This window comes from Pseudarthrobacter sp. 05T312 (genome assembly GCF_056396685.1).
This window is the reverse complement of the sequence record NZ_JBFTLY010000002.1, coordinates 250,767-270,356: the sequence shown is the minus strand read 5'-3', so window position 1 is coordinate 270,356 and position 19,590 is coordinate 250,767. Positions and strand designations below refer to the sequence as shown.

The following is a 19,590-nucleotide window of genomic DNA, read 5'->3' as shown; positions in this document are numbered from 1 at the left end:
GGACTAACGCACATGCTGCTGATCCCATGCCCCAACTGCGGCCCGCGGGACGAAACCGAATTCCACTACGGGGGACAGGCCCACGTTCCGTACCCCGAGAACCCCAACGAGCTGAGCGATACGGAGTGGTCCCGCTACCTCTTTTACCGGGAGAACCCCAAAGGCATCTTCGCCGAGCGCTGGGTCCACAGCACCGGCTGCCGCCAGTGGTTCAACATGCTCCGCGACACCGTGAGCTACGACATCAAGGCTGTCTACCCGATGGGGTCGAAGCGGCCTGACCGCTCCCCGGACGGCGCACCCGAAACCGGGACTGCCAGCACCGGCCCTGACAGCACCACCACGGGAAGTGCCGCTCCCAGCACCTCCACCACGAGCATCCTCAGCACCACCGCCCCGGAAGGAGCGACCAAGTGACTTCCCAGAACGCCCGCCTGGCTACCGGCGGCCGCATCGACCGCACCATCTCCTGGCGCTTCACTGTGGACGGCGAGGAGTTCACCGGCCACCCCGGTGACACCCTGGCCTCCGCGCTGCTGGCCAATGGCCGCATCGCCGCCGGCAACTCCCTCTACGAGGACCGCCCCCGCGGCATCATGTCCGCCGGCGTGGAGGAGGCCAACGCCCTGGTCCGCGTGGAAGCCCGCTTCCCCGGCCACGTTGCCGAATCCATGCTCCCCGCCACCACCGTCTCCCTGGTGGACGGACTCCAGGCCACCCTGCTCAACGGCCTGGGCAAGCTGGACCCGGAGGACGACCGCGCCGAATACGACAAGAAGTACGTCCACACCGACGTCCTGGTCATCGGCGGCGGCCCCGCCGGGCTGGCCGCAGCCCGCGAGGCTGTCCGCACCGGCGCCAGGGTCATGCTCCTCGATGACCAGCCCGAACTCGGCGGCTCGCTGCTCTCCGGTTCCACGGTTCCCGGCCATGCCGAAACCATCGAGGGAAAGCCTGCCCTGGAATGGGTGGCCGACGTCGAAGCCGAGCTGGTATCCGGCGCCGAATCCACGGTCCTGAACCGCACCACCGCATTCGGCGCCTACGACGCCAACTACGTCATCGCCGTCCAGAACCGCACCGACCACCTCACCAGCCCTGCCGCCCCCGGTGTTTCCCGCCAGCGGATTTGGCACATCCGTGCCAGCCAGGTGGTGGTCGCCCCCGGCGCCCACGAACGCCCCCTGGTGTTCGAGAACAACGACCGCCCCGGCATCATGCTGGCCTCCGCGGTCCGCAGCTACCTGAACCGCTACGGCGTGGCCGCCGGAAAGCGCGTGGTCATCAGCACCACCAATGACAGCGCCTACGCCATCGCAGCCGACCTCGCCGCCGCAGGCGTCAAGGTCGCCGCCGTGGTGGACGCCCGTCCGGCCCTGACCGCAGCGGCGACTGCCGCCGTCGAATCCGGGCTCCGGGTGCTGATCGGCAGCGCGGTGGCCAATACCTCCGCCGGCCCCGACGGCCGGCTGGACGGCGTGACCGTCCGCAGCATCAACGACGACGGCGAGCTCACCTCCGGCGTCGAGCAGATCGCGGCTGACCTGCTGGCTGTGTCCGGCGGCTGGAGCCCGCTGGTCCACCTGCACTCCCAGCGCCAGGGCAAGCTGCGCTGGGACGAGGAGCTGGCAGCCTTCGTGCCCAGCACCGAGGTACCCGACCAGCAGACCATTGGCGCCGGCCGCGGCTCGTTCGCCACCGAAGACTGCGTCGCGGAGGGCATTTCCGCCGGCGCCAAGGCGGCCATCGCCACAGGCTTCGAATCCGCCGTCGAACCCTCCGTGTTCGGCGACCCGAAGGCCTCCGCCCCCACCCGCCAGCTGTGGCTGGTACCGGGCGAGAGCGGCACCCCGGATGACTGGCACCACCACTTCGTGGACTTCCAGCGCGACCAGTCCGTGGCGGACGTCCTCCGCTCCACGGGTGCCGGCATGCGCTCGGTGGAACACATCAAGCGGTACACCTCCATCAGCACGGCCAACGACCAGGGCAAGACCTCCGGCGTCAACGCCATCGGCGTCATCGCCGCGGCCCTGCGCACCGCCGGCGAAGCCTCCCGCGGCATCGGAGACATCGGCACCACCACCTACCGCGCCCCCTTCACCCCGGTGGCTTTCGCGGCCCTGGCCGGACGCCAGCGCGGGGAACTGTTCGACCCCGCCCGCGTTACGTCCATCCACCCCTGGCACGTGGCCAAGGGCGCGCTGTTCGAGGACGTTGGACAGTGGAAGCGGCCCTGGTACTACCCGCAGGCCGGGGAGGACATGGACGCTGCCGTGCTGCGCGAATGCGCCGCCGTCCGCGAATCCGTTGGCTTCATGGACGCCACCACCCTGGGCAAGATCGAAATCCGCGGCAAGGACGCAGGGGAGTTCCTGAACCGGATGTACACCAACGCGTTCAAGAAGCTCGCCCCGGGCTCGGCACGCTACGGCGTCATGTGCACCCCGGACGGCATGATCTTCGACGACGGTGTGACCCTCCGCGTCGACGACGACACCTACTTCATGACCACCACCACCGGCGGCGCCGCCAAGGTACTGGACTGGCTGGAGGAATGGCTGCAGACCGAGTGGCCGGAACTGGACGTGCAGTGCACCTCCGTGACGGAACAGTGGAGCACCATTGCCGTCGTCGGGCCCAAGTCCCGTGAGGTCATCGCCAAGGTGGCGCCCGAACTGGCTGCCAACGGCGGCCTGGACGCGGAAGCCTTCCCGTTCATGACCTTCCGCGAAACCACCCTCGCCTCCGGCGTGCGCGCCCGGATCTGCCGGATTTCGTTCTCCGGTGAACTTGCCTACGAGATCAACGTCCCGGCCTGGTACGGGCTGAACACCTGGGAATCCGTGGCCGCCGCCGGTGCCGAGTTCAACATCACCCCCTACGGCACCGAAACCATGCACGTGCTGCGTGCCGAAAAGGGCTACCCGATCGTCGGACAGGACACCGACGGCACCGTCACCCCGCAGGACGCCGGCATGGAATGGATCGTTTCCAAGGCCAAGGACTTCATCGGCAAGCGCTCCTACACCCGGTCCGACGCCCAGCGTGAGGACCGCAAGCACCTGGTCAGCGTCCTTCCCGTGGACGGCACGCTGCGGTTGCCCGAAGGCACCCAGCTGGTGGAAAAGGGCCGGTCGACCAACCCCGCCTACGGCCCCGTGCCGATGGAAGGGTTCGTCACCTCCAGCTACCACAGCGCAGCGCTGGGCCGGTCGTTCGGCCTGGCCCTGATCAAGAACGGACGCAACCGCATCGGTGAAACGCTGGTGGCAGCCGCCGGCGACCAGCTGGTGGACGTGGTTGTCGCAGAAACAGTGCTTTTTGACTCTGAAGGGACCCGTAAAGATGGCTGAAACAGCAGCATCCCCGACCTCCGCCAAGACCAACGCCGAGAAGAACCTCGCCGCCCGCGTCAGCCCGGTCCGCCAGCTGGCGGACGACTTCGCGGCCGGCTCCCTGGCCGGCACCGTTGAAATCTCCGAGGTGCCGTTCCTGACCATGGTGGGCCTCAGGGCCCTCGCGGGATCCGCCGCGGCGGAGCGCCTGGCCGGTGTCACCGGGGGCCTTCCCGCCGGATCAGGTGCCGTGGCCGGTAACGGCGACGCATCCGTCCTGTGGCTCGGCCCGGCCGAGTTCCTGGTGGTTGCACCCACCGAGGCGCACGAATCCCTGGGCGGGGACCTCATCCCCGCGCTCCGGGACGCGCTGGGCGGCGACGCGGGCCAGGTGGTGGACCTGTCCGCCAACCGGACCACGTTCGAACTGACGGGCCCCCGGGCCCGCGCCGTCCTGGAAAAGGGCTGCTCGCTGGACCTGCACCCGCGGGTCTTCAAAGCCGGCACCGCCTTCTCCACGGAAATCGCGAACATCCCCGCCATCCTGTGGAAGACCGGTGACGAGTCCTTCCGGATCTTCCCCCGCGCTTCCTTCGCCGAGTTCCTGGGCCGGTGGCTGCTGGACGCCATGCGGGAGTACGCCTCGCCAGAGGTCCCCTAATGGCGCTCAGCGTCCTTGACCTCTTTTCCGTCGGCATCGGGCCCTCGTCGTCACACACGGTGGGCCCGATGCGGGCGGCGAAGCTGTTCGCGGACGGACTGAAGGGTGACGGCCAGCTGGCCGCCACCGCCCGCGTCCAGACCGAACTGTTCGGCTCCCTCGGCGCCACCGGCCGCGGCCACGGGTCGGACAAGGCAGTGGTCCTGGGGCTGAAGGGCCTGGACCCGGAAACCGTGGACACCACCACCGCCGACGACCAGGTGGCAGCCGCCGCGCTGGACGCCGAACTGCACATCGCCGGGGCGCACCGGGTGGACTTCAACTGGGAAGAGGACGTGGTGCTCCACCGGCGCAAGTCCCTTCCCGCGCACCCCAACGGCATGACCTTCCGGGCCCTGGACCACGCGGGTGCGGTGCTGAGCGAGCGGAGTTTCTACTCGATCGGCGGCGGCTTCGTGGTGGACGGCGACGCCGAGGGGGCGGACAAGTTGGTGCCGGATGACACCGTGCTGCCTTACCCGTTCTCCACGGCGGATGAACTCCTGGAGATCTGCAGCCGGGAAGGCATGTCCATCTCCGAGGTCATGCTGGCCAACGAACTCACCTGGCGCAGTGAAGCGGAGCTCCGCGAGCAGCTGCTGGGGCTGTGGGCCGTCATGCGCGAATGCGTGGAGAACGGCTGCAACGCCGAAGGCATCCTGCCCGGAGGCCTGAACGTCACCCGGCGCGCCCCCGCACTGTTCCGCACCCTGACGGCCTCGGCCGCCAGCGCCGAAGCCGCGGCAGCCTCGCCGTCGCCCGTCCAGGCACCGGCGGATCCGCTGTTGGCCATGGAATGGGTGAACCTCTTCGCGCTGGCCGTGAACGAGGAGAACGCCGCCGGCGGCCGGATCGTCACCGCCCCCACCAACGGGGCCGCGGGCATCGTGCCGGCCGTCCTGCACTACTACGTGAAGTTTGTTCCAGGGGCCGACGACGACGGTGTGGTCCGCTTCCTGCTGGCGGCGGCCGCCGTCGGAATCCTGTTCAAACTGAACGCCTCCATCTCCGGCGCCGAAGTGGGTTGCCAGGGGGAGGTGGGCTCCGCCTGCTCGATGGCTGCGGCCGGGCTCTGCGAGGTGCTTGGCGGAACGCCAGCGCAGGTGGAGAACGCCGCCGAGGTGGGGATCGAACACAACCTGGGCCTGACCTGCGACCCCGTTGGCGGCCTGGTGCAGATCCCATGCATCGAGCGGAACGCGATCGCCAGCGTCAAGGCGATCAACGCGGCCCGGCTGGCCCTGCATGGGGACGGCAGCCACAAGGTCTCGCTGGACAAGGCGATCAAGACCATGCGTGACACCGGAGCCGACATGAAAACCAAGTACAAGGAAACCTCCCGAGGAGGCCTCGCCGTGAATGTGATCGAGTGCTGAACCATGACTGTTACTGAAACCCATATCCCCGCATCGAAAGCGCCCACCACCGTGGAACACGTCCTGACCCTGGACTGCCCGGAGGGGCCCGGCATTGTGCACGCCGTGTCCGGGTTCCTGCTGGAGCACGGCTGCGACATCATCGACAACAAGCAGTTTGGTGAGCGCTCCGAAGGCCACTTCTTCATGCGCGTGCACTTTGTCTCCGAAGGTGACGATTCCACGCTGGAGGAGCTGCGGACCTCCTTCGCCCCCGTGGCGGAAAAGTTCGGCATGCGCTGGCAGCTGGAACGCCACAGGTCCAAGCGCAAGGTGCTGATCATGGTGTCCAAGTTCGGGCACTGCCTCAACGACCTGCTGTTCCGGGCCCGGATCGGAGAACTGCCGGTGGAAATCGTTGCGGTGGTATCCAACCACCGGGACCACGAGGCACTGGTGGAGTGGCACGGCATTCCGTTCCACCACATCCCGGTCACTGCCGACACCAAGCCCGCAGCGGAAGCCGCGCTGATGGCGCTCGTGGACGGGCTCGACGTCGAACTGGTGGTGCTGGCCCGCTACATGCAGGTGCTCAGCGACGACCTGACCCGCAAGCTGGACGGCCGGGCCATCAACATCCACCACTCGTTCCTGCCCAGCTTCAAGGGTGCCAAGCCCTACCACCAGGCCTACGCCCGCGGCGTCAAGACCGTCGGCGCCACGGCCCACTACGTCAACGCAGAACTGGACGAGGGACCCATCATCTCCCAGCAGGTGGTGGACGTGGACCACACGTACGGGCCCGAGGACCTGGTGGCCGCCGGCCGCGACACAGAATGCAAGGCCCTCTCCAACGCGGTGAAGTGGCACTGCGAAGGCCGGGTCATCCTGCAGGGCAACCGCACCGTGGTGCTCCGGTAGCTGTTCTCAACTAAACACTGTCAGCGCGGCTGGCTGCCCCCAGGGCGGCCGGCCGCGCCTTTTGTTTGCCTGGCGCCTGCCCGGACCCAAGAGCATTGCCGCCTTCGACGCGACGGTCCGCAAAGTTATTTGAACGGTTCCTTGCCGCGGGGCGCCACCTAGTCGCGCCGCAGGAGAACCACCTGGTGCACTTCCTCCAGGGCGGCCGCGATCTCGTCCCGGCCCACACCGGCAAGGTACTGCATGACCAGCCCGTCCAAAGCGGCGAACAGCGTGCGGGCAACGACGCGGACATTATTCTGGACGCCGAATGCCTCCAGGCCGGCGGACAGGGCGTCCACGTAGCTTTCATACAGCGCGGCCACCGGTCCTGCCAGCTCCGGCCGGCGACGGGCCTCGAGGATCATCTCGTACTGGAACACCTGCAGCCCCGGATCTTCAAGCAGCAGCTCCAGCAGCGCCTCCGTGAACGTGCCGCCGTTTTCGGCTGCTTCCCGCAGCCGTGACGCGCCGATGGACTGCTCCGAGGACCAGAGGAGCGCTGCCTCGATCAGGGCGTCCCGGGTTCCGAAATGGTGGGCCACCAGGCTGTTGTTGACCCCCGCAGCCTCCGCGACTGCACGGAATGTCAGCCCCCGGAGGCCTTTCTGCGACACCACATCCACCACCCCCCGCAGCAATGCTTCGCGGCCCTCGCCATATTTCGGCGTGGCGGTGCGGGCGGCGGAAGCGGTCATGGTTCCGATTCTAGCCAGCCGCCACCATGCAGGAAGCAGCTCTTGACTTAAAACTAAGCAATTGCTTAGATTGCTTCCACGCGGTGATGCCCGTCACAGGACCCCCGCCATCCCACACACCTCCCGCGGCGCGACCGTTTCCCCGCCGCCCCTTCCCCTCTGGAGTACCCATGGCCACCACCCCTGCTTTCAGCACCTCTTCCTTCCTTGACCCCGCCAAGAATGAGCCCTTCGAACTCGGCGAGGTCCAGTGGGTCCGCCGCTTCGGCGAAGGGGGCAGGCCCGCGCTCGCCTGCGGGTACTGGCACGTGAACCCCGCCGAGGCACCGGAGCCTTTCGACCTGGTGATGGAGGCCGACGAAACGATCCATATCATCGAAGGCCACCTGCGGATCGAGGTGGAGGGCGGCGACGCGTACGACCTCACCGCCGGCGGTGCCGCCTCCTTTAATAAAGGTGCCCGTACCCGGTGGGCCGTCCTGGCTCCCACCGTCGAGTTCTTCGTCTATTCGTAGGAAGCTGCGCCATGAAAAAGGACAACAGCGCCATGGAGCAGGACCTGGACGTCGTCATCGTGGGTGCAGGGTTTGCCGGCCTCACCGCCGCCCGCGAACTGACCCGGCAGGGGCTGGCGGTCCACATCGTCGAAGCCCGGGACCGCATCGGCGGCCGGACCTGGCTGGACCTCCGGCTGGGGCGCGACCTGGAGATCGGCGGCACGTGGGTCCACTGGACCCAGCCGTACGTCTGGGCGGAGTTGAAGCGTTATGGCATCGGTACCGTCGCCAGCCCCGAGCCGCAGCGCGCATACTGGTGGGCCAACGGCGGCCGCCGGGAAGGTGACCCCGGAGCCTTGCTTGAGATGATCGGCCAGCACAACGGCGAATTCACCAAGGAGTCCCGGACCTACTTCCCCGAACCGTTCAGGCCGTTGGCCACGGATGCCTTCAAGGGCATCGACCACATCCCGGTGCAGGACCGGATCCGGGAACAGTTTCCCGCCGGCGACGCCCGGGACATCCTCGAATCCTTCTGGACCTTGAACTTCAACGGCCCCCTGGAGGACGCGGCACTGACCCAGGCCCTCCGCTGGGTGGCCCTGACCAACGGTGACTGGACCGTCAACTTCGAAGCCTGCGCCACGTACAAGATCCAGGGCGGAACCGCCGCACTCGCCGAGGCCATCCTTGAGGACTCCCGTGCCGCCGTCGACTTTGGTTTCGCCGTGGAAGGCATGACGGACGACGGCGGGAGCGTCACCCTGCGGAGCCCGGACGGCCGAACCATCAGCGCCAGGGCCGCCATCGTCACGGTCCCCCTTCCCGTCCTGGGAACCATCGACTTCCAGCCGCCGCTGCCGCCGGCCAAGACGGAAGCCGCGAAGCGCGGACAGGTTTCCAGGGGCGTCAAGGTGTGGATCCGGCTGCGGGGCGAACATGCCCCGTTCGTGGCGTTGGGCAAGGCGGACTGGCCGCTGAACTTCTTCCAGGCCGAGTACACGCTCGACGGCGACACGATCGTCGTCGGCTTCGGCCCCGACGCAACAAGAATTGACGCGTCAGACGCAGCGGCAGTCCAGGAGCAGCTGGCCCGGCTGGTCCCCGGCGTTGACGTGCTGGACGTGGCCACCCACGACTGGGTGGCGGACCCGCTGGCGGGGGAGACCTGGCCGATGCACCGGACGGGTTTCCTGGGCGACCACCTGGCCGCCATGCAGTCCGGGCACGGCAACCTGCTTTTTGCCGGCTCCGATATTGCCAACGGCTGGGGCGGCTTCATCGACGGTGCCATTGAGAGCGGCATGGAAGCGGCGCAGGCCGCCGCGTCGCTGCTTGGCCTCCGCTCCGCCGCCCGACCGGCCGCCCAGGAACCAGTGCCGCAAAATCCTGCACTGCGCTGACAATCAACAACCCGTCGCTGGTGGACAAAGGGCTTCGGCGCCCCGCTGCCAAGCTGGATTCCACAGCAATTTTCCCGAACTCATGACCGTTAAGAAGGATCAAATGAGTATTTCGAATTCTGAGCCCCGGACCACTGACGCTCCGGCCAAGGAGCATTCAACGGCACTGCGCGCCGGCAGCATCGGCGTCCTGGGCATCCTCTTCTTCGTCCTGTCGGCGCAGGCACCCCTCACCGGGATCGTGGGCGCTTCGCCGCTGGCCGCAGCGCTCGGCAACGGTGCCGGCGCACCCGGCGCATACCTGATCGTGGGCATTGTCATCGTCATCTTCGCCGTCGGATTCGTGGCGATGAGCCGCAAAATCCAGGCCAACGGCGCTTTCTATGCCTACGTCACCGCAGCCTTTGGCAGGAAGACCGGCGCCGGCGCCGCCTGGCTGGCCCTCCTGGCCTACAGCACCGTCCAGGCTGCGATGTATGGGCTATACGGTGCGGCGTTCTCGGGCCTGCTCGCCTCGATTGGGCTGGAGGTTCCGTGGTGGCTGCTCGCCCTGGCCACCATGGCCGGCGTCCAGGTGCTGGGCTCCCTGAACATCGAACTCGGTGCGCGCGTGCTGGCCCTGCTGGTGGGCCTCGAGGTGGCCATCCTGCTGCTGTTCGGCTTCACCGTCCTGCTCCACGGCGGCGGCCCGGAAGGCATCAGCGTGGCCGCGTCCTTCTCGCCCGAGGCCATCGGGGCCGGCGCGCCGGGCGTGGCCATCATGTTCGCCGTGGCTTCGATGTTCGGTTTCGAATCCACGGCCATCTATTCGGCCGAGGCCAAGGACCCGCACCGCACGGTAGCCCGGGCCACCTACCTGTCCGTGGGCGTCATCTCCGTCTTCTTCTCCTTCATCTCCTGGATGCTGGTCAGCTACTACGGCCCGTCCCAGGTCATGGACGCCGCCGGGGCAGCCCTCGAATCAGGCGACGCCACGTCCTTCGTGCTCGGTCCCATGGTGGAGCTGTTCGGACCATGGGCGGGCGTGGTGGCAGGCATCCTGCTGGTTACCTCGCTGCTCGCCGGCATCATCGCCTTCCACAACGGCATCAACCGCTACCTGCACTCGCTGGCCCTGCGCGGTTCCATGCCCGCCGTGCTGGCCCGGACCAACCGGCACCGCGCCCCTGCCTTTGCCGCCTGGATCCAGACCGCCACCGCCGTCGTGCTGGTGCTTCCCTTCGCCATCCTGGCCCTGGACCCGGTCCTGACCCTCTTTTCCTGGTTCAGCGGCCTGGCCGTGGCGGCACTGCTGGTGCTCTACATGCTGTGCTCGGTGGCGGTGGTCAGCTTCTTCCGCCGCGAACGTGCAGGGGCGCAGCTGTGGCAGACGCGCATCGCCCCCGTCCTGGCAACGGTGCTCCTCGCCTGGGTCCTGTTCCTGGTGGTCAGCAATTTCACGGCCCTGATCGGCGGCAGCGCGGAAACAGCCATCGCCCTTCTCGCCGCGGTCCCCGTGGTCTTCGTGGCAGGGGTTCTGGTGGAAACCGCCATCGAGCGCCGGCACCACGCCGCCACCCTGGGACACGCGCTTACCTAGCGCTCACGGCTTCCCCTTCACTGGCCCGACGCGGACTGGCAGGTCCGCGCCGGGCCAGCACGCGTGCCGCGATAAACAGTCCGGCCAGGAAGGCTGCCGCCAGCCACGCCGGCCCGGCCGCCCTGGGCCACAAACCTGCCAGGCCCAGGAACGCCGGAAAGGTTGCCGTGACCTGGCTGGCCAGGACCAGGGCCCAGCCGGTGAACGGCTCCAGCCGCGCCGCGCCCAGGGCCTCGGAGGCGAACAGCAAACCCCACAGCACGGACCAGCACACCCACAGCACCGCGAGCAACGGATCAGTAACCAGCCAGAAACCCGCCAGCAGCAGGCCGACACATGCCACCATGCCGCAGAACCAGCCGAGCCCCCGCGAGCCCAGCCCCAACAGGGAATCCAGCCCGGCATAGACGTACGTCAGCCCGAACAGGAACATGCCCGCGGCCGCCGGAAGCACCTCGGACCCGGCGCCGCCGGTGGAAACATGGACGACGCCGAGCAGCAGTTGGGTGCCGCCGAGCACCAGGCTGAAGGTGGCGGCGTCGCGGCGGGGGAGCCGCCCCAGCGTCGCCAGCCCGTTGACCAGCAGCGCGGCGCCGGAAAGGAGGAGGCACAGGAAGGGCATCAGAGCGCCTCCGATGTGCAGCAGGGACGCGCCAAGACTCTCGTATTATGGAATATCTGTGTCACATTACGGAGATTAGTTGATTCGGACTGCCCCGCCTACTGGTCTCCGGTCGTAATCCGATAAGTTGAAGAGTAAACCTATGAGGCGACGTTGCTTTTGCGCTGTCCCTCGTTTCGGCTCAGAGGTAAGGAACAGCCCATGGACGCACGGCTCGAAGCCATCAAAGACACTGTCCTCGCACGGAATCCCGGGGAAGCGGAGTTCCACCAGGCAGTGGTGGAGGTCTTCGAAAGCCTTGGCCCGGTCCACGACAGGCACCCGGAGTTCCTCGAGGCCGCCATCCTGGAACGCCTCTGCGAGCCCGAACGCCAGATCATCTTCCGCGTGCCGTGGACCGATGACTCCGGCCGCGTCCAGATCAACCGCGGCTTCCGTGTGGAGTTCAACTCCGCGCTAGGCCCGTATAAGGGTGGACTGCGATTCCACCCGTCGGTCTACTTGGGCATCGTGAAGTTCCTCGGCTTCGAGCAGATCTTCAAGAATGCCCTCACCGGCATGCCCATCGGCGGCGGCAAGGGCGGCTCCGACTTCGACCCCCGCGGCCGCAGCGATGCAGAAGTGATGCGGTTCTGCCAGTCCTTCATGACCGAGCTCTACCGCCACATCGGCGAATACACGGACGTTCCGGCCGGCGACATTGGCGTGGGCGGCCGCGAAATCGGTTACCTCTTCGGCCAGTACAAGCGCATCACCAACCGCTACGAGTCCGGGGTGCTCACCGGCAAGGGGATCTCCTGGGGCGGTTCCCTGGTCCGGCCCGAAGCCACCGGCTTCGGTACCGTCATCTTCACCCAGGAAATGCTCAAAACCCGCGGAGCGTCCTTTGATGGCCAGCGCGTGGTGGTGTCCGGCTCCGGCAACGTTGCCATCAACGCGATCGCCAAGGCCCAGAGCCTTGGAGCCACTGTGGTGGCCTGCTCCGACTCGTCAGGCTACGTGGTGGACGAGGCAGGCATCGACGTCGCGCTTCTCCGCGAAGTGAAGGAAGTGCAGCGCGGCCGCCTGAAGGACTATGCCGAACGCCGGGGCGGCGTGACCTACATGGACGGCGGCTCGGTGTGGGACGTCGACGCCACGGTGGCGCTGCCCTGCGCCACGCAGAACGAGCTCGACGGCGCTGCTGCCGCCCGGCTGGTGCGCAACGGCCTGGTTGCCGTCGGAGAGGGCGCCAACATGCCCTCCACCCGTGACGCTGTTGCGGTGTTCCAGGAGGCGGGCGTCCTGTTCGGGCCGGGCAAGGCCGCCAACGCCGGCGGCGTGGCAACCTCGGCCCTGGAAATGCAGCAGAACGCCAGCCGCGATTCGTGGTCATTCGAGCACACCGAAGAGCGGCTGACCGAGATCATGGTTGGTATCCACGACCGTTGCGCCGCCACCGCGGAGGAGTACGGCGAACCCGGCAACTACGTGCTCGGCGCCAACATCGGCGGGTTCGTCAAGGTGGCCGATGCCATGCTGGCGCAGGGGCTGATCTAGCCGGGGGTGGCTTCAGGAGCTCCGCCGCCACTGGCTGGGCGAGACCCCGAAGGCATCCCGGAACGTGCGGCTGAAATGCGCGGCATCCAGGAAGCCCCAGCAGGCGGCCACCGCGCCCACCGACTTGCCCGCGTGCAGCGGGTCCCGGAGGTCGCGGCGGGCACCTTCCAGCCGTTGCGTCCGGATCCAGCTGGCTACCGTGGTCCCCGACTCGTGGAAGACGTTGTGCAGGTGCCGGGTGGAAATGAAATGCGCGGCGGCGATGCTTGCCGGGGACAGCAGGGGATCGGCGAGGTTGGCCTCGATGTACTCGCGGACCGAGACCGCCAGCAGTGCCTGCGGCTTCATGCGGTCAGGCGTGATGTCCATTTCCGCGTGCAGCATGGTGGACACCAGGTCCAGGGCGTTGGTGGCGAGCCGTGATCCGCTGGGGCCGTTCAGGACGTCCAGGTTCGCTGACAGTTCCCGGATGAACTGGCCGACGATTCCGCTCAGGCCGCCGCTGCCCATGCGCACCGCGGCCAGCTGTCCCACGTAGTCGGCCGGTAGTGAGAGCGCGTCGCAGGGGAACATCAAGACCATGATCCTGGTGCTGTCCTCGAAGGCGAGGGTGTACGGGCGGTTGGTGTCGTAGATTGCCAGGTCCCCGGGCTGCAGGACGGCTTCCCGGTTGTCCTGGATCAGCAGGCCGGTACCTTCCAGCTGCAGGTTCAGCTTGAAGTAGCGTTCGTGGGCCTGGGCGATCAGTGCCGGGGTGCGGTGGACCTCGTGGGAGGTGGCGGTGACCTCCACGATGGACATCCGGTCCAGCACCCGGGCGCGCATACGGCCCTGGAAGCCGTCCACGTCGGCGGTGCGGGCGGTGAGGGGAACGAAGGACTCCGCCACCAGGTGCTTCCAATGGTCGAACGACGCGGCCACCCTGGAGGTCAAGTCCTGGTGTGGGGTGCTGGCTGTAGTTGCTGATTGCATGGATGTTCCTCGCGACGGATGGCCACTTCACGTTTCCCCCGGGGCTGTGTCCTGCGACACAGTCCAATCAGGCTAGCGGCCCGAGGTTCTTTTTTCAACGGTTGGCGAAAATAAGAAGTTTGTTTTTCCAGCCGCAGCCCAGACTCCCGTGCCATGATCGGGCCATGAGGTCCATGACGGCTGCTGGTGACCATTACCGGAACTTCAACTCCCGCGCGCACCACTCCCGGCTCCGGATGGTGGTGATGCTGGCCGTCGGCCTTGCCGCGGCACTGGCGGTAGGCACATTCGGCAGCTGGACGTATGCCCCGGCGCTCGGCTGGGCCGCCGCCTCGGCCACCTACCTCATCTGGGTCTGGAGCGTCATCGCTCGCCTGGGTCCGGCGGCCACTGCTGCGCACGCCAGGCGGGAGGACCCCGGCCGGGTCTTTTCGGACGCGCTGGTCCTGGGGGCCACGATGGCCAGCTTTGCGGGGGTGGCCCTGATCCTGCTTGACGCCTCCAGCGAGCAGGGCGGCGCCAAGGATGCCACGGTTGCCATGGCGCTGGGCAGCATCGCCCTCTCGTGGTTCCTGGTCCACACCCTGTTCACCCTGCGATATGCGGCGATCTACTACCGCGAAGGCACTGGGGTCGATTTCAACGAAGGCAGCCAGCCCCGTTACGCGGACTTCGCCTACCTGGCTTTCACCGTGGGGATGACGTTCCAGGTCTCCGACACGGACCTGAAGACCAATGCCATCCGCTCGACGGTCCTTCGGCAGGCGTTGCTGTCCTACCTGCTCGGCGCCATTGTCCTGGCCACCACCATCAACCTGGTGTCGGGGCTGATTCACTAGGCGTCCCGGCCGGGCACGCCGTGCCGGGGGCTTAAACGCAATGGGTGCAACTCCGGTTGGAGTTGCACCCATTATGCGAGCGCCGACTAGTCCTTCTTGAAGGCGTCCTTGACGTGTTCGCCGGCCTGCTTAATGTCCGACTTTGCCTGGTCCGTCTGGCCTTCAGCCTTCAGGCTCTCGTCGCCCGTGGCGTTTCCGGCAGCTTCCTTGCCCTTGCCGCCGAGCTTCTCTGCAGCGTTGCCGATCTTGTCATCCAAACCCATGGGAGATGCTCCTTACAGTTCGTGCTCGCTCCGGCATCTGCCAGAACCTGACCCACCAATAGTAAGCATACTTTCGAGTTTGGCGCTCATTTCCCGCCGGGAATTTTCCCAAGGAGCGCGAGATAGCCCTCAAGCTGGGCAGCGTGGCCAAAATCCGTGTCGCCTTCCGGCGCCAGGGCCGCCTCGATCTGTGCTCCCAGCAGCATGTTCAGCAGCTGCCCGGCAAGGATGGAATCGTCGACGGCGGCGGCCACGTCGCCGCTGTCCCTCGCCTCCGCCAGGAAGCGGCGGATGGCCGCCAGCCATTCATCCATGGACTGCTGGTGGATCGCCGCCTTCTGGGGATCATTGATCGCCCTTTGCCAGAACGGGACCACAATCCTTGCCTCATTCACGCGCTCTTCGTCAAGGGGGAGTACTTCGAGGCAGAAGGCCCGCAGCGCCGCCAGACCGGCCTTGCCCGCAGTGACCCCGGCGATGCGCTGGTTGGTCCTGTTGAACACGTGGCTGAAGGCAAATTCCAGCAGGGTGTCCTTGGTGGGAAAGTAGGGTTTCAATGCGCCGTTGGCAAAGCCCGCCTCCGAGGCGATCTCGCGCATGGTGGCGCTCTCAATACCCTGCCGGGCGATGATCCGCCACGTGGCATCCACGAGTTCCAGGCGGCGCTCGTCATGGTCAACTATCTTCGGCACCGCGGCCACTCCCCGGAAATATTTCTCTCAGACTCTTGTGGGCCATGTTACGGACGTTTATTCTCTACAACTATAGAAAATAAACCAGCGGCCGGCGACGGCCCGGACAAAGGCTCTTCCCATGACTCTTGCACCAACCGAAACTGCATCGGCCTTCCGCCTGGCAACCGCGGAGGAAATCCTGGACGTCCGCGCCATCCTGCAGTCGGAAGGCCACCTGGACCCGCAGCACCGCATCGCCTACCTGGGCCTGCTGGATCCGGGGCGGGGAGCGGGACCGCAAGCGGTGGACCGACGTTTCCGGGTCTTCATCCACGATGCCTCCGGGGCCGCGCCGCGTGACGTCGTCGTCTCCACCACACAGCAGAAGGTGCTCTCCGCGGTTGAACTCGATACAGCGGTGACCGGCGAACTGCCGGTCCTGGAGGAGGAGTTCGAAGTGGTGGAGTCCCTCCTGGCCACGGACGAACGCTGGCTGAAGGCACTCGCGGACAGGGGACTCGACGTCGGAAAGGTCCGGGTTGCCCCTTTGTCGGCCGGCGTCTTCGAATACGGCGAAGAAAAGGGCCGCCGCATCCTCCGCGGCCTGGCGTTCGTGCAGGAATTCCCGGAGGACAGCGCCTGGGCGCACCCGGTAGACGGCCTGGTGGCCTACGTGGACGTGGTCAGCCAGGAGGTCACCCAGGTGATCGACCTCGGCGCCATGCCTATCCCGGCCGAGCACGGCAATTTCACCGACCCCGAACTGACCGGACCCATCCGCGACACCCAAAAGCCCATCAGCATCACCCAGCCGGAAGGACCCAGCTTCACCGTCACCGGCGGCAACCACGTGGAGTGGGAAAAGTGGAGTGTGGATGTCGGCTTCGATGTCCGCGAAGGCGTGGTCCTGCACAACCTCGCATTCCAGGACGGCGGCCGGAAACGGCCCATCATCAACCGTGCGTCCATTGCCGAAATGGTGGTGCCGTACGGCGACCCGTCACCCATCCGGTCCTGGCAGAACTACTTCGACACCGGCGAATACCTGGTGGGCCAGTACGCCAACTCGCTGGAACTGGGCTGCGACTGCCTGGGTGAGATCACCTACCTCAGCCCGGTCATCAGCGACGCGTTTGGCAACCCGCGGGAAATCCGCAACGGCATCTGCATGCACGAGGAGGACTGGAGCATCCTCTCCAAGCACTCGGACCTCTGGAGCGGGGTCACCTACACCCGCCGCAACCGCCGCCTGGTGATCTCCTTCTTCACCACCATTGGCAACTACGACTACGGCTTCTACTGGTATCTCTACCTGGACGGCACCATTGAATTCGAGGCCAAAGCCACCGGCATCGTGTTCACCTCCGCGTTCCCGGAGGGCGGCTCGGACAACATCTCCCAGCTCGCCCCGGGTCTGGGTGCACCCTTCCACCAGCACCTCTTCAGCGCCCGGCTGGACATGGCCATCGACGGATTCACCAACCGCGTGGAGGAGGAGGACGTCGTCCGCCAGGCCATGGGCCCGGGCAACGAACGCGGCAATGCCTTCTCCCGCAGGCGCACCGTCCTGGCCCGCGAATCCGAAGGCGTCCGGGTGGCCGACGCCCGCGCCGGCCGGACCTGGATCATCTCCAACCCGGAATCCCGCAACCGCCTGGGCGAGCCGGTGGGCTACAAGCTGCACTCCCACAACCAGCCCACGCTGCTGGCGGACCCGGGTTCCTCCATCGCCCGGCGCGCAGCCTTTGCCACCAAGGACCTGTGGGTCACCCGGTACGCCGAGGATGAGCGCTACCCCACGGGCGACTTCGTGAACCAGCACGCCGGCGGCGCAGGCCTCCCGGCCTACGTGGCGCAGGACCGGGACATCGACGGCCAGGACATCGTCGTCTGGCACACCTTCGGCCTGACCCACTTCCCCCGGGTGGAGGACTGGCCCATCATGCCCGTGGACACCGTCGGTTTCAAGCTGCGGCCGGAGGGTTTCTTCGACCGCAGCCCGGTCCTTGACGTCCCTGCCAACCCCAACATGCAGGAATCGTCCTGCCACAGCGAGGGCAGCAGCGGTGGCTGCCACTAGCCTCACCCCCGCTCGGGCAGGGAGTACGACGGCGGCAGGACGGGTCCGCGCCCAACGGCCCGTCCTGCATGCCCGGCTCGTAGCCGTGGTTACCGCCGTCTCCTGCGCGGCCCACGTGTGGCTGGCCGTAGCCGGGCGCCACGGCGCGTGGCTGAGCGTCCTCATGCTGGCGCTCGCCGCCGTCTGCGTCCCCTGCACGGTCCATATCTGGCGGCACGGCCGGGTGGGCGCGCTGCACCAGGTCACTTTCGCTGCCGTGGCGATGGCTGCCCTGCATGCCGCCCTGCTGCTCGGCGCCGGTGGTGCCGGGCACGCGCATGGCGGCCCGCCGCCGTCGTCCGCTGGAAGCGGTTCCGGCAGCACGGACCTGCTGCTGGTTGTTGCCCTGGAACTGGGGACGGCGCTCCTCGCCGCAACACTGGTGGCCCGGCTGCGGCGCTTGCGCCCGTAGGGTTTCGGGGCTCAGCCGGTCGCGACGCCGAGCGGGCGGGCGACATGCAGCTTTTCGTGGTCGACCAGCCACTGGATGGATTCGAAGATGGCCTGCTCCGGTTCGTACCGCGGCGCGTAGCCGAGCACGGAGGCCGCTTTTTCGATGCTGAAGCACTGGCTGCGGTAAAGGTGGTTCCAGCTCGCATCCGCGTGCTCGCGGGAGGTGTTCTCGCGGAAGCGGTCCCACGACACCGTCTCCAGCACTGCGGCGTGGCCGAACCAGGCGGCAGCGATGTCTGTATAGCCGCGGACCGTCAGCGCCGTGGGGGCAACGATGTTGAAGTCCTCACCGGTGGCTGCCTCCCGCCGGGCAATCGCCTTCTCGAACGCCTGGGCCACGTCATCGGCGTGCACATGGTGCATCAGCTCCGCCCCGCTGCCGGGAATCCGGAGGGGCTGGCCTGCAGAGATTGTCTGCCAGGCGGTGGGATCAAGGTTTCCCAGCGGACCAACGGGCTGCCAGCCCGGCCCCACAATGTGGCCGGGATGCAGGGACGTGGTGGCCAGGCCGCCGCTGGCGGTTTCTTCCTGCAGCATCAGGGCAATCCTGTTCTTCTGGATGCCATATTCGCCAAAGGGTGGAGCAGCGGAATCCGATCCCTCCCTGATGGGCAGCTTCAGGCTCTGCCCGTACCGCCAGATGGAGCCGCAGTGCAGGAGGTGCCCCACGTCGCCCCGCAGCTGCTGCACAAGCTGCGCCGCCGATTCCAGGGTGAAGCAGACCAGGTCCACCACGACGTCCGGTTTGAGGGCCGCCACCCGGTCCGGGAATGTTCCGTCCCGGTCTTCTGCTTCCCGGTCCGCGGTGACGTGGTGCACCTGCTGCCACTCGGGTGCCTCCGTGTACGGCCTGCTGGTCCCGCGGCTGATGTTGGTGACCTCATGGCCGGCCCGGACCAGCCGGGGGACCAGGAACGACCCGATGTGGCCGCTGCCGCCGATGACGGTGACTCTCATTGCTCTCCGATCGTTGCGTTTCCTCAACGGTAGGGCCGTAGCACCGGGAAAGGGAGGGCCTTGCGGACCTCCCTTTCCCGGTGGTTGGCGGCGGGCCGCCGGGTCATTCCGGCTTGGCGTACTCTGCGGCGCTCATCACTTCATAGCAAACGTAGGTTTCGCCGCCCTCCACCCAGGCGTCGTGGCCTGCCGGGATGGAGTACGCCTCACCGGCATGGATGGTCATCTTGCCTCCGTCGACCAGTTCGATGGCCAGGGTTCCGGCGACGCAGACGCCCAGGTGGCTGACCTGGCAGCTGTCCGTGTGGACCACCGTCTTGACGGTTTCCGACCAGCGCCAGCCGGGTTCGAAAGTGAAGCGGCCCAGTGTGGTGCCGCCGAGGGTGACGACGTCCACCTGTGTCATGGGCGGCCGGCGCTTTTCATCCGGCTCATCGAAGGATTTTGATTCAAGGTCCTTGACCGTTATTGCGGGCATTTCAGGCTCCTGGGAAGGAGGGTTGTTTAGTTCACCCGGGCGTGTGGGCGCTCCGGGAGGGTGGTCCAGCAGGGAGGGGTGTGCCCGTCCGGAACCTGCCGAACCTCGTGCGCGACGATCCCAATCTGCTCCGCCGCGGGGGTG

19 protein-coding genes are annotated in these 19,590 nt (G+C 67.1%); 12 read left to right on the top strand and 7 right to left on the bottom strand.

The genetic code is table 11. The annotated features are described in order from the left end of the window. Positions 1–12 precede the first annotated feature (12 nt). The 5 genes from AC1DIP_RS05385 to purU are packed head-to-tail and all read left to right on the top strand — an operon-like array spanning position 13 to position 6,314. Positions 13–417: a sarcosine oxidase subunit delta gene (locus AC1DIP_RS05385; protein ID WP_457946819.1), complete on the top strand. Its 405-nt coding sequence runs from the start codon at positions 13–15 to the stop codon at positions 415–417. After that, positions 414–3,356, top strand: a complete 2,943-nt coding sequence (locus AC1DIP_RS05380; protein WP_477733130.1) for a sarcosine oxidase subunit alpha family protein — start codon at positions 414–416, stop codon at positions 3,354–3,356. The genes AC1DIP_RS05385 and AC1DIP_RS05380 overlap by 4 nt, the downstream gene beginning before the upstream one ends. Then, complete coding sequence (locus tag AC1DIP_RS05375; protein WP_477733129.1) at positions 3,349–3,999, top strand: sarcosine oxidase subunit gamma; 651 nt, start codon at positions 3,349–3,351, stop codon at positions 3,997–3,999. Before AC1DIP_RS05380 ends, AC1DIP_RS05375 begins: the two co-directional genes overlap by 8 nt. Beyond that, entirely contained in the window at positions 3,999–5,414 is a 1,416-nt protein-coding gene (locus AC1DIP_RS05370) for an L-serine ammonia-lyase (protein ID WP_477733128.1), read from the top strand. Before AC1DIP_RS05375 ends, AC1DIP_RS05370 begins: the two co-directional genes overlap by 1 nt. 3 nt (positions 5,415–5,417) lie before the next feature. Beyond that, positions 5,418–6,314, top strand: coding sequence for a formyltetrahydrofolate deformylase (purU, locus tag AC1DIP_RS05365; protein ID WP_477733127.1), 897 nt, complete (start codon positions 5,418–5,420; stop codon positions 6,312–6,314). A 158-nt stretch (positions 6,315–6,472) separates the two neighbouring features. On the opposite strand, the gene AC1DIP_RS05360 is transcribed toward purU, so the two are convergent. Then, complete coding sequence (locus tag AC1DIP_RS05360; protein WP_477733126.1) at positions 6,473–7,051, bottom strand: TetR/AcrR family transcriptional regulator; 579 nt, start codon at positions 7,049–7,051, stop codon at positions 6,473–6,475. A gap of 170 nt (positions 7,052–7,221) precedes the next feature. On the opposite strand from AC1DIP_RS05360, the gene AC1DIP_RS05355 reads away from it, so the two are divergent. The 3 genes from AC1DIP_RS05355 to AC1DIP_RS05345 all read left to right on the top strand — a co-directional run bounded on the left by AC1DIP_RS05355 (position 7,222) and on the right by AC1DIP_RS05345 (position 10,530). After that, positions 7,222–7,566 carry a cupin domain-containing protein gene (locus tag AC1DIP_RS05355; RefSeq protein ID WP_477733125.1) on the top strand — a complete coding sequence of 115 codons (345 nt, stop codon included), beginning with the start codon at positions 7,222–7,224 and terminating at the stop codon, positions 7,564–7,566. 11 nt (positions 7,567–7,577) lie between these two features. Continuing rightward, entirely contained in the window at positions 7,578–8,951 is a 1,374-nt protein-coding gene (locus AC1DIP_RS05350) for a flavin monoamine oxidase family protein (RefSeq protein WP_477733124.1), read from the top strand. A gap of 103 nt (positions 8,952–9,054) precedes the next feature. Continuing rightward, positions 9,055–10,530, top strand: a complete 1,476-nt coding sequence (locus AC1DIP_RS05345) for an APC family permease (RefSeq protein WP_477733123.1) — start codon at positions 9,055–9,057, stop codon at positions 10,528–10,530. Here AC1DIP_RS05345 and AC1DIP_RS05340 read toward each other — a convergent pair. Further along, positions 10,523–11,152: an AmiS/UreI family transporter gene (locus tag AC1DIP_RS05340; RefSeq protein ID WP_477733122.1), complete on the bottom strand. Its 630-nt coding sequence runs from the start codon at positions 11,150–11,152 to the stop codon at positions 10,523–10,525. The two genes, AC1DIP_RS05345 and AC1DIP_RS05340, sit on opposite strands and share 8 nt — an antisense overlap. 201 nt (positions 11,153–11,353) lie before the next feature. Between AC1DIP_RS05340 and gdhA the strand changes: the two genes are divergently transcribed. Next, on the top strand, positions 11,354–12,691 hold the full coding sequence (gene gdhA / locus AC1DIP_RS05335) for an NADP-specific glutamate dehydrogenase (protein WP_477733121.1): 1,338 nt from the start codon (positions 11,354–11,356) through the stop codon (positions 12,689–12,691). A 12-nt stretch (positions 12,692–12,703) separates the two neighbouring features. Here the strand turns inward: gdhA and AC1DIP_RS05330 are convergent, their stop codons facing one another. Then, complete coding sequence (locus AC1DIP_RS05330) at positions 12,704–13,663, bottom strand: AraC-like ligand-binding domain-containing protein (protein WP_477733120.1); 960 nt, start codon at positions 13,661–13,663, stop codon at positions 12,704–12,706. Between the two features lie 164 nt (positions 13,664–13,827). Between AC1DIP_RS05330 and AC1DIP_RS05325 the strand changes: the two genes are divergently transcribed. Next, complete coding sequence (locus AC1DIP_RS05325) at positions 13,828–14,502, top strand: DUF1345 domain-containing protein (RefSeq protein WP_476207621.1); 675 nt, start codon at positions 13,828–13,830, stop codon at positions 14,500–14,502. A gap of 86 nt (positions 14,503–14,588) precedes the next feature. Here AC1DIP_RS05325 and AC1DIP_RS05320 read toward each other — a convergent pair whose 3' ends face one another. Next, positions 14,589–14,765, bottom strand: a complete 177-nt coding sequence (locus AC1DIP_RS05320; protein WP_141182627.1) for a CsbD family protein — start codon at positions 14,763–14,765, stop codon at positions 14,589–14,591. 86 nt (positions 14,766–14,851) lie between these two features. Next, positions 14,852–15,457, bottom strand: coding sequence for a TetR/AcrR family transcriptional regulator (locus tag AC1DIP_RS05315; protein ID WP_477733119.1), 606 nt, complete (start codon positions 15,455–15,457; stop codon positions 14,852–14,854). A 121-nt stretch (positions 15,458–15,578) separates the two neighbouring features. Here AC1DIP_RS05315 and AC1DIP_RS05310 point away from each other — a divergent pair, with 121 nt between their 5' ends. Beyond that, the gene (locus tag AC1DIP_RS05310; RefSeq protein WP_477733118.1) at positions 15,579–17,519 is read left to right on the top strand and encodes a primary-amine oxidase; all 1,941 of its coding nucleotides are present in this window, start codon (positions 15,579–15,581) and stop codon (positions 17,517–17,519) included. Continuing rightward, on the top strand, positions 17,506–17,970 hold the full coding sequence (locus AC1DIP_RS05305; RefSeq protein ID WP_477733117.1) for a hypothetical protein: 465 nt from the start codon (positions 17,506–17,508) through the stop codon (positions 17,968–17,970). The genes AC1DIP_RS05310 and AC1DIP_RS05305 overlap by 14 nt, the downstream gene beginning before the upstream one ends. Before the next feature lie 11 nt (positions 17,971–17,981). Here AC1DIP_RS05305 and AC1DIP_RS05300 read toward each other — a convergent pair whose 3' ends face one another. Both AC1DIP_RS05300 and AC1DIP_RS05295 read right to left on the bottom strand, forming a co-directional pair. Beyond that, positions 17,982–18,968, bottom strand: coding sequence for an NAD-dependent epimerase/dehydratase family protein (locus AC1DIP_RS05300; protein WP_477733116.1), 987 nt, complete (start codon positions 18,966–18,968; stop codon positions 17,982–17,984). 103 nt (positions 18,969–19,071) lie between these two features. Next, positions 19,072–19,446: a cupin domain-containing protein gene (locus tag AC1DIP_RS05295; protein ID WP_477733115.1), complete on the bottom strand. Its 375-nt coding sequence runs from the start codon at positions 19,444–19,446 to the stop codon at positions 19,072–19,074. Positions 19,447–19,590: the final 144 nt, after the last annotated feature.

Bases quoted from the DNA above. Each gene is read 5' to 3' on its own strand.
- AC1DIP_RS05385 (WP_457946819.1), top strand. From the start codon at position 13: ATGCTGCTGATCCCATGCCCCAACTGCGGCCCGCGGGACGAAACCGAA.
- AC1DIP_RS05375 (WP_477733129.1), top strand. From the start codon at position 3,349: ATGGCTGAAACAGCAGCATCCCCGACCTCCGCCAAGACCAACGCCGAG.
- AC1DIP_RS05370 (WP_477733128.1), top strand. From the start codon at position 3,999: ATGGCGCTCAGCGTCCTTGACCTCTTTTCCGTCGGCATCGGGCCCTCG.
- purU (WP_477733127.1), top strand. From the start codon at position 5,418: ATGACTGTTACTGAAACCCATATCCCCGCATCGAAAGCGCCCACCACC.
- AC1DIP_RS05360 (WP_477733126.1), bottom strand. From the start codon at position 7,051: ATGACCGCTTCCGCCGCCCGCACCGCCACGCCGAAATATGGCGAGGGC.
- AC1DIP_RS05355 (WP_477733125.1), top strand. From the start codon at position 7,222: ATGGCCACCACCCCTGCTTTCAGCACCTCTTCCTTCCTTGACCCCGCC.
- AC1DIP_RS05350 (WP_477733124.1), top strand. From the start codon at position 7,578: ATGAAAAAGGACAACAGCGCCATGGAGCAGGACCTGGACGTCGTCATC.
- AC1DIP_RS05345 (WP_477733123.1), top strand. From the start codon at position 9,055: ATGAGTATTTCGAATTCTGAGCCCCGGACCACTGACGCTCCGGCCAAG.
- AC1DIP_RS05340 (WP_477733122.1), bottom strand. From the start codon at position 11,152: ATGCCCTTCCTGTGCCTCCTCCTTTCCGGCGCCGCGCTGCTGGTCAAC.
- gdhA (WP_477733121.1), top strand. From the start codon at position 11,354: ATGGACGCACGGCTCGAAGCCATCAAAGACACTGTCCTCGCACGGAAT.
- AC1DIP_RS05330 (WP_477733120.1), bottom strand. From the start codon at position 13,663: ATGCAATCAGCAACTACAGCCAGCACCCCACACCAGGACTTGACCTCC.
- AC1DIP_RS05325 (WP_476207621.1), top strand. From the start codon at position 13,828: ATGAGGTCCATGACGGCTGCTGGTGACCATTACCGGAACTTCAACTCC.
- AC1DIP_RS05320 (WP_141182627.1), bottom strand. From the start codon at position 14,765: ATGGGTTTGGATGACAAGATCGGCAACGCTGCAGAGAAGCTCGGCGGC.
- AC1DIP_RS05310 (WP_477733118.1), top strand. From the start codon at position 15,579: ATGACTCTTGCACCAACCGAAACTGCATCGGCCTTCCGCCTGGCAACC.
- AC1DIP_RS05300 (WP_477733116.1), bottom strand. From the start codon at position 18,968: ATGAGAGTCACCGTCATCGGCGGCAGCGGCCACATCGGGTCGTTCCTG.
- AC1DIP_RS05295 (WP_477733115.1), bottom strand. From the start codon at position 19,446: ATGCCCGCAATAACGGTCAAGGACCTTGAATCAAAATCCTTCGATGAG.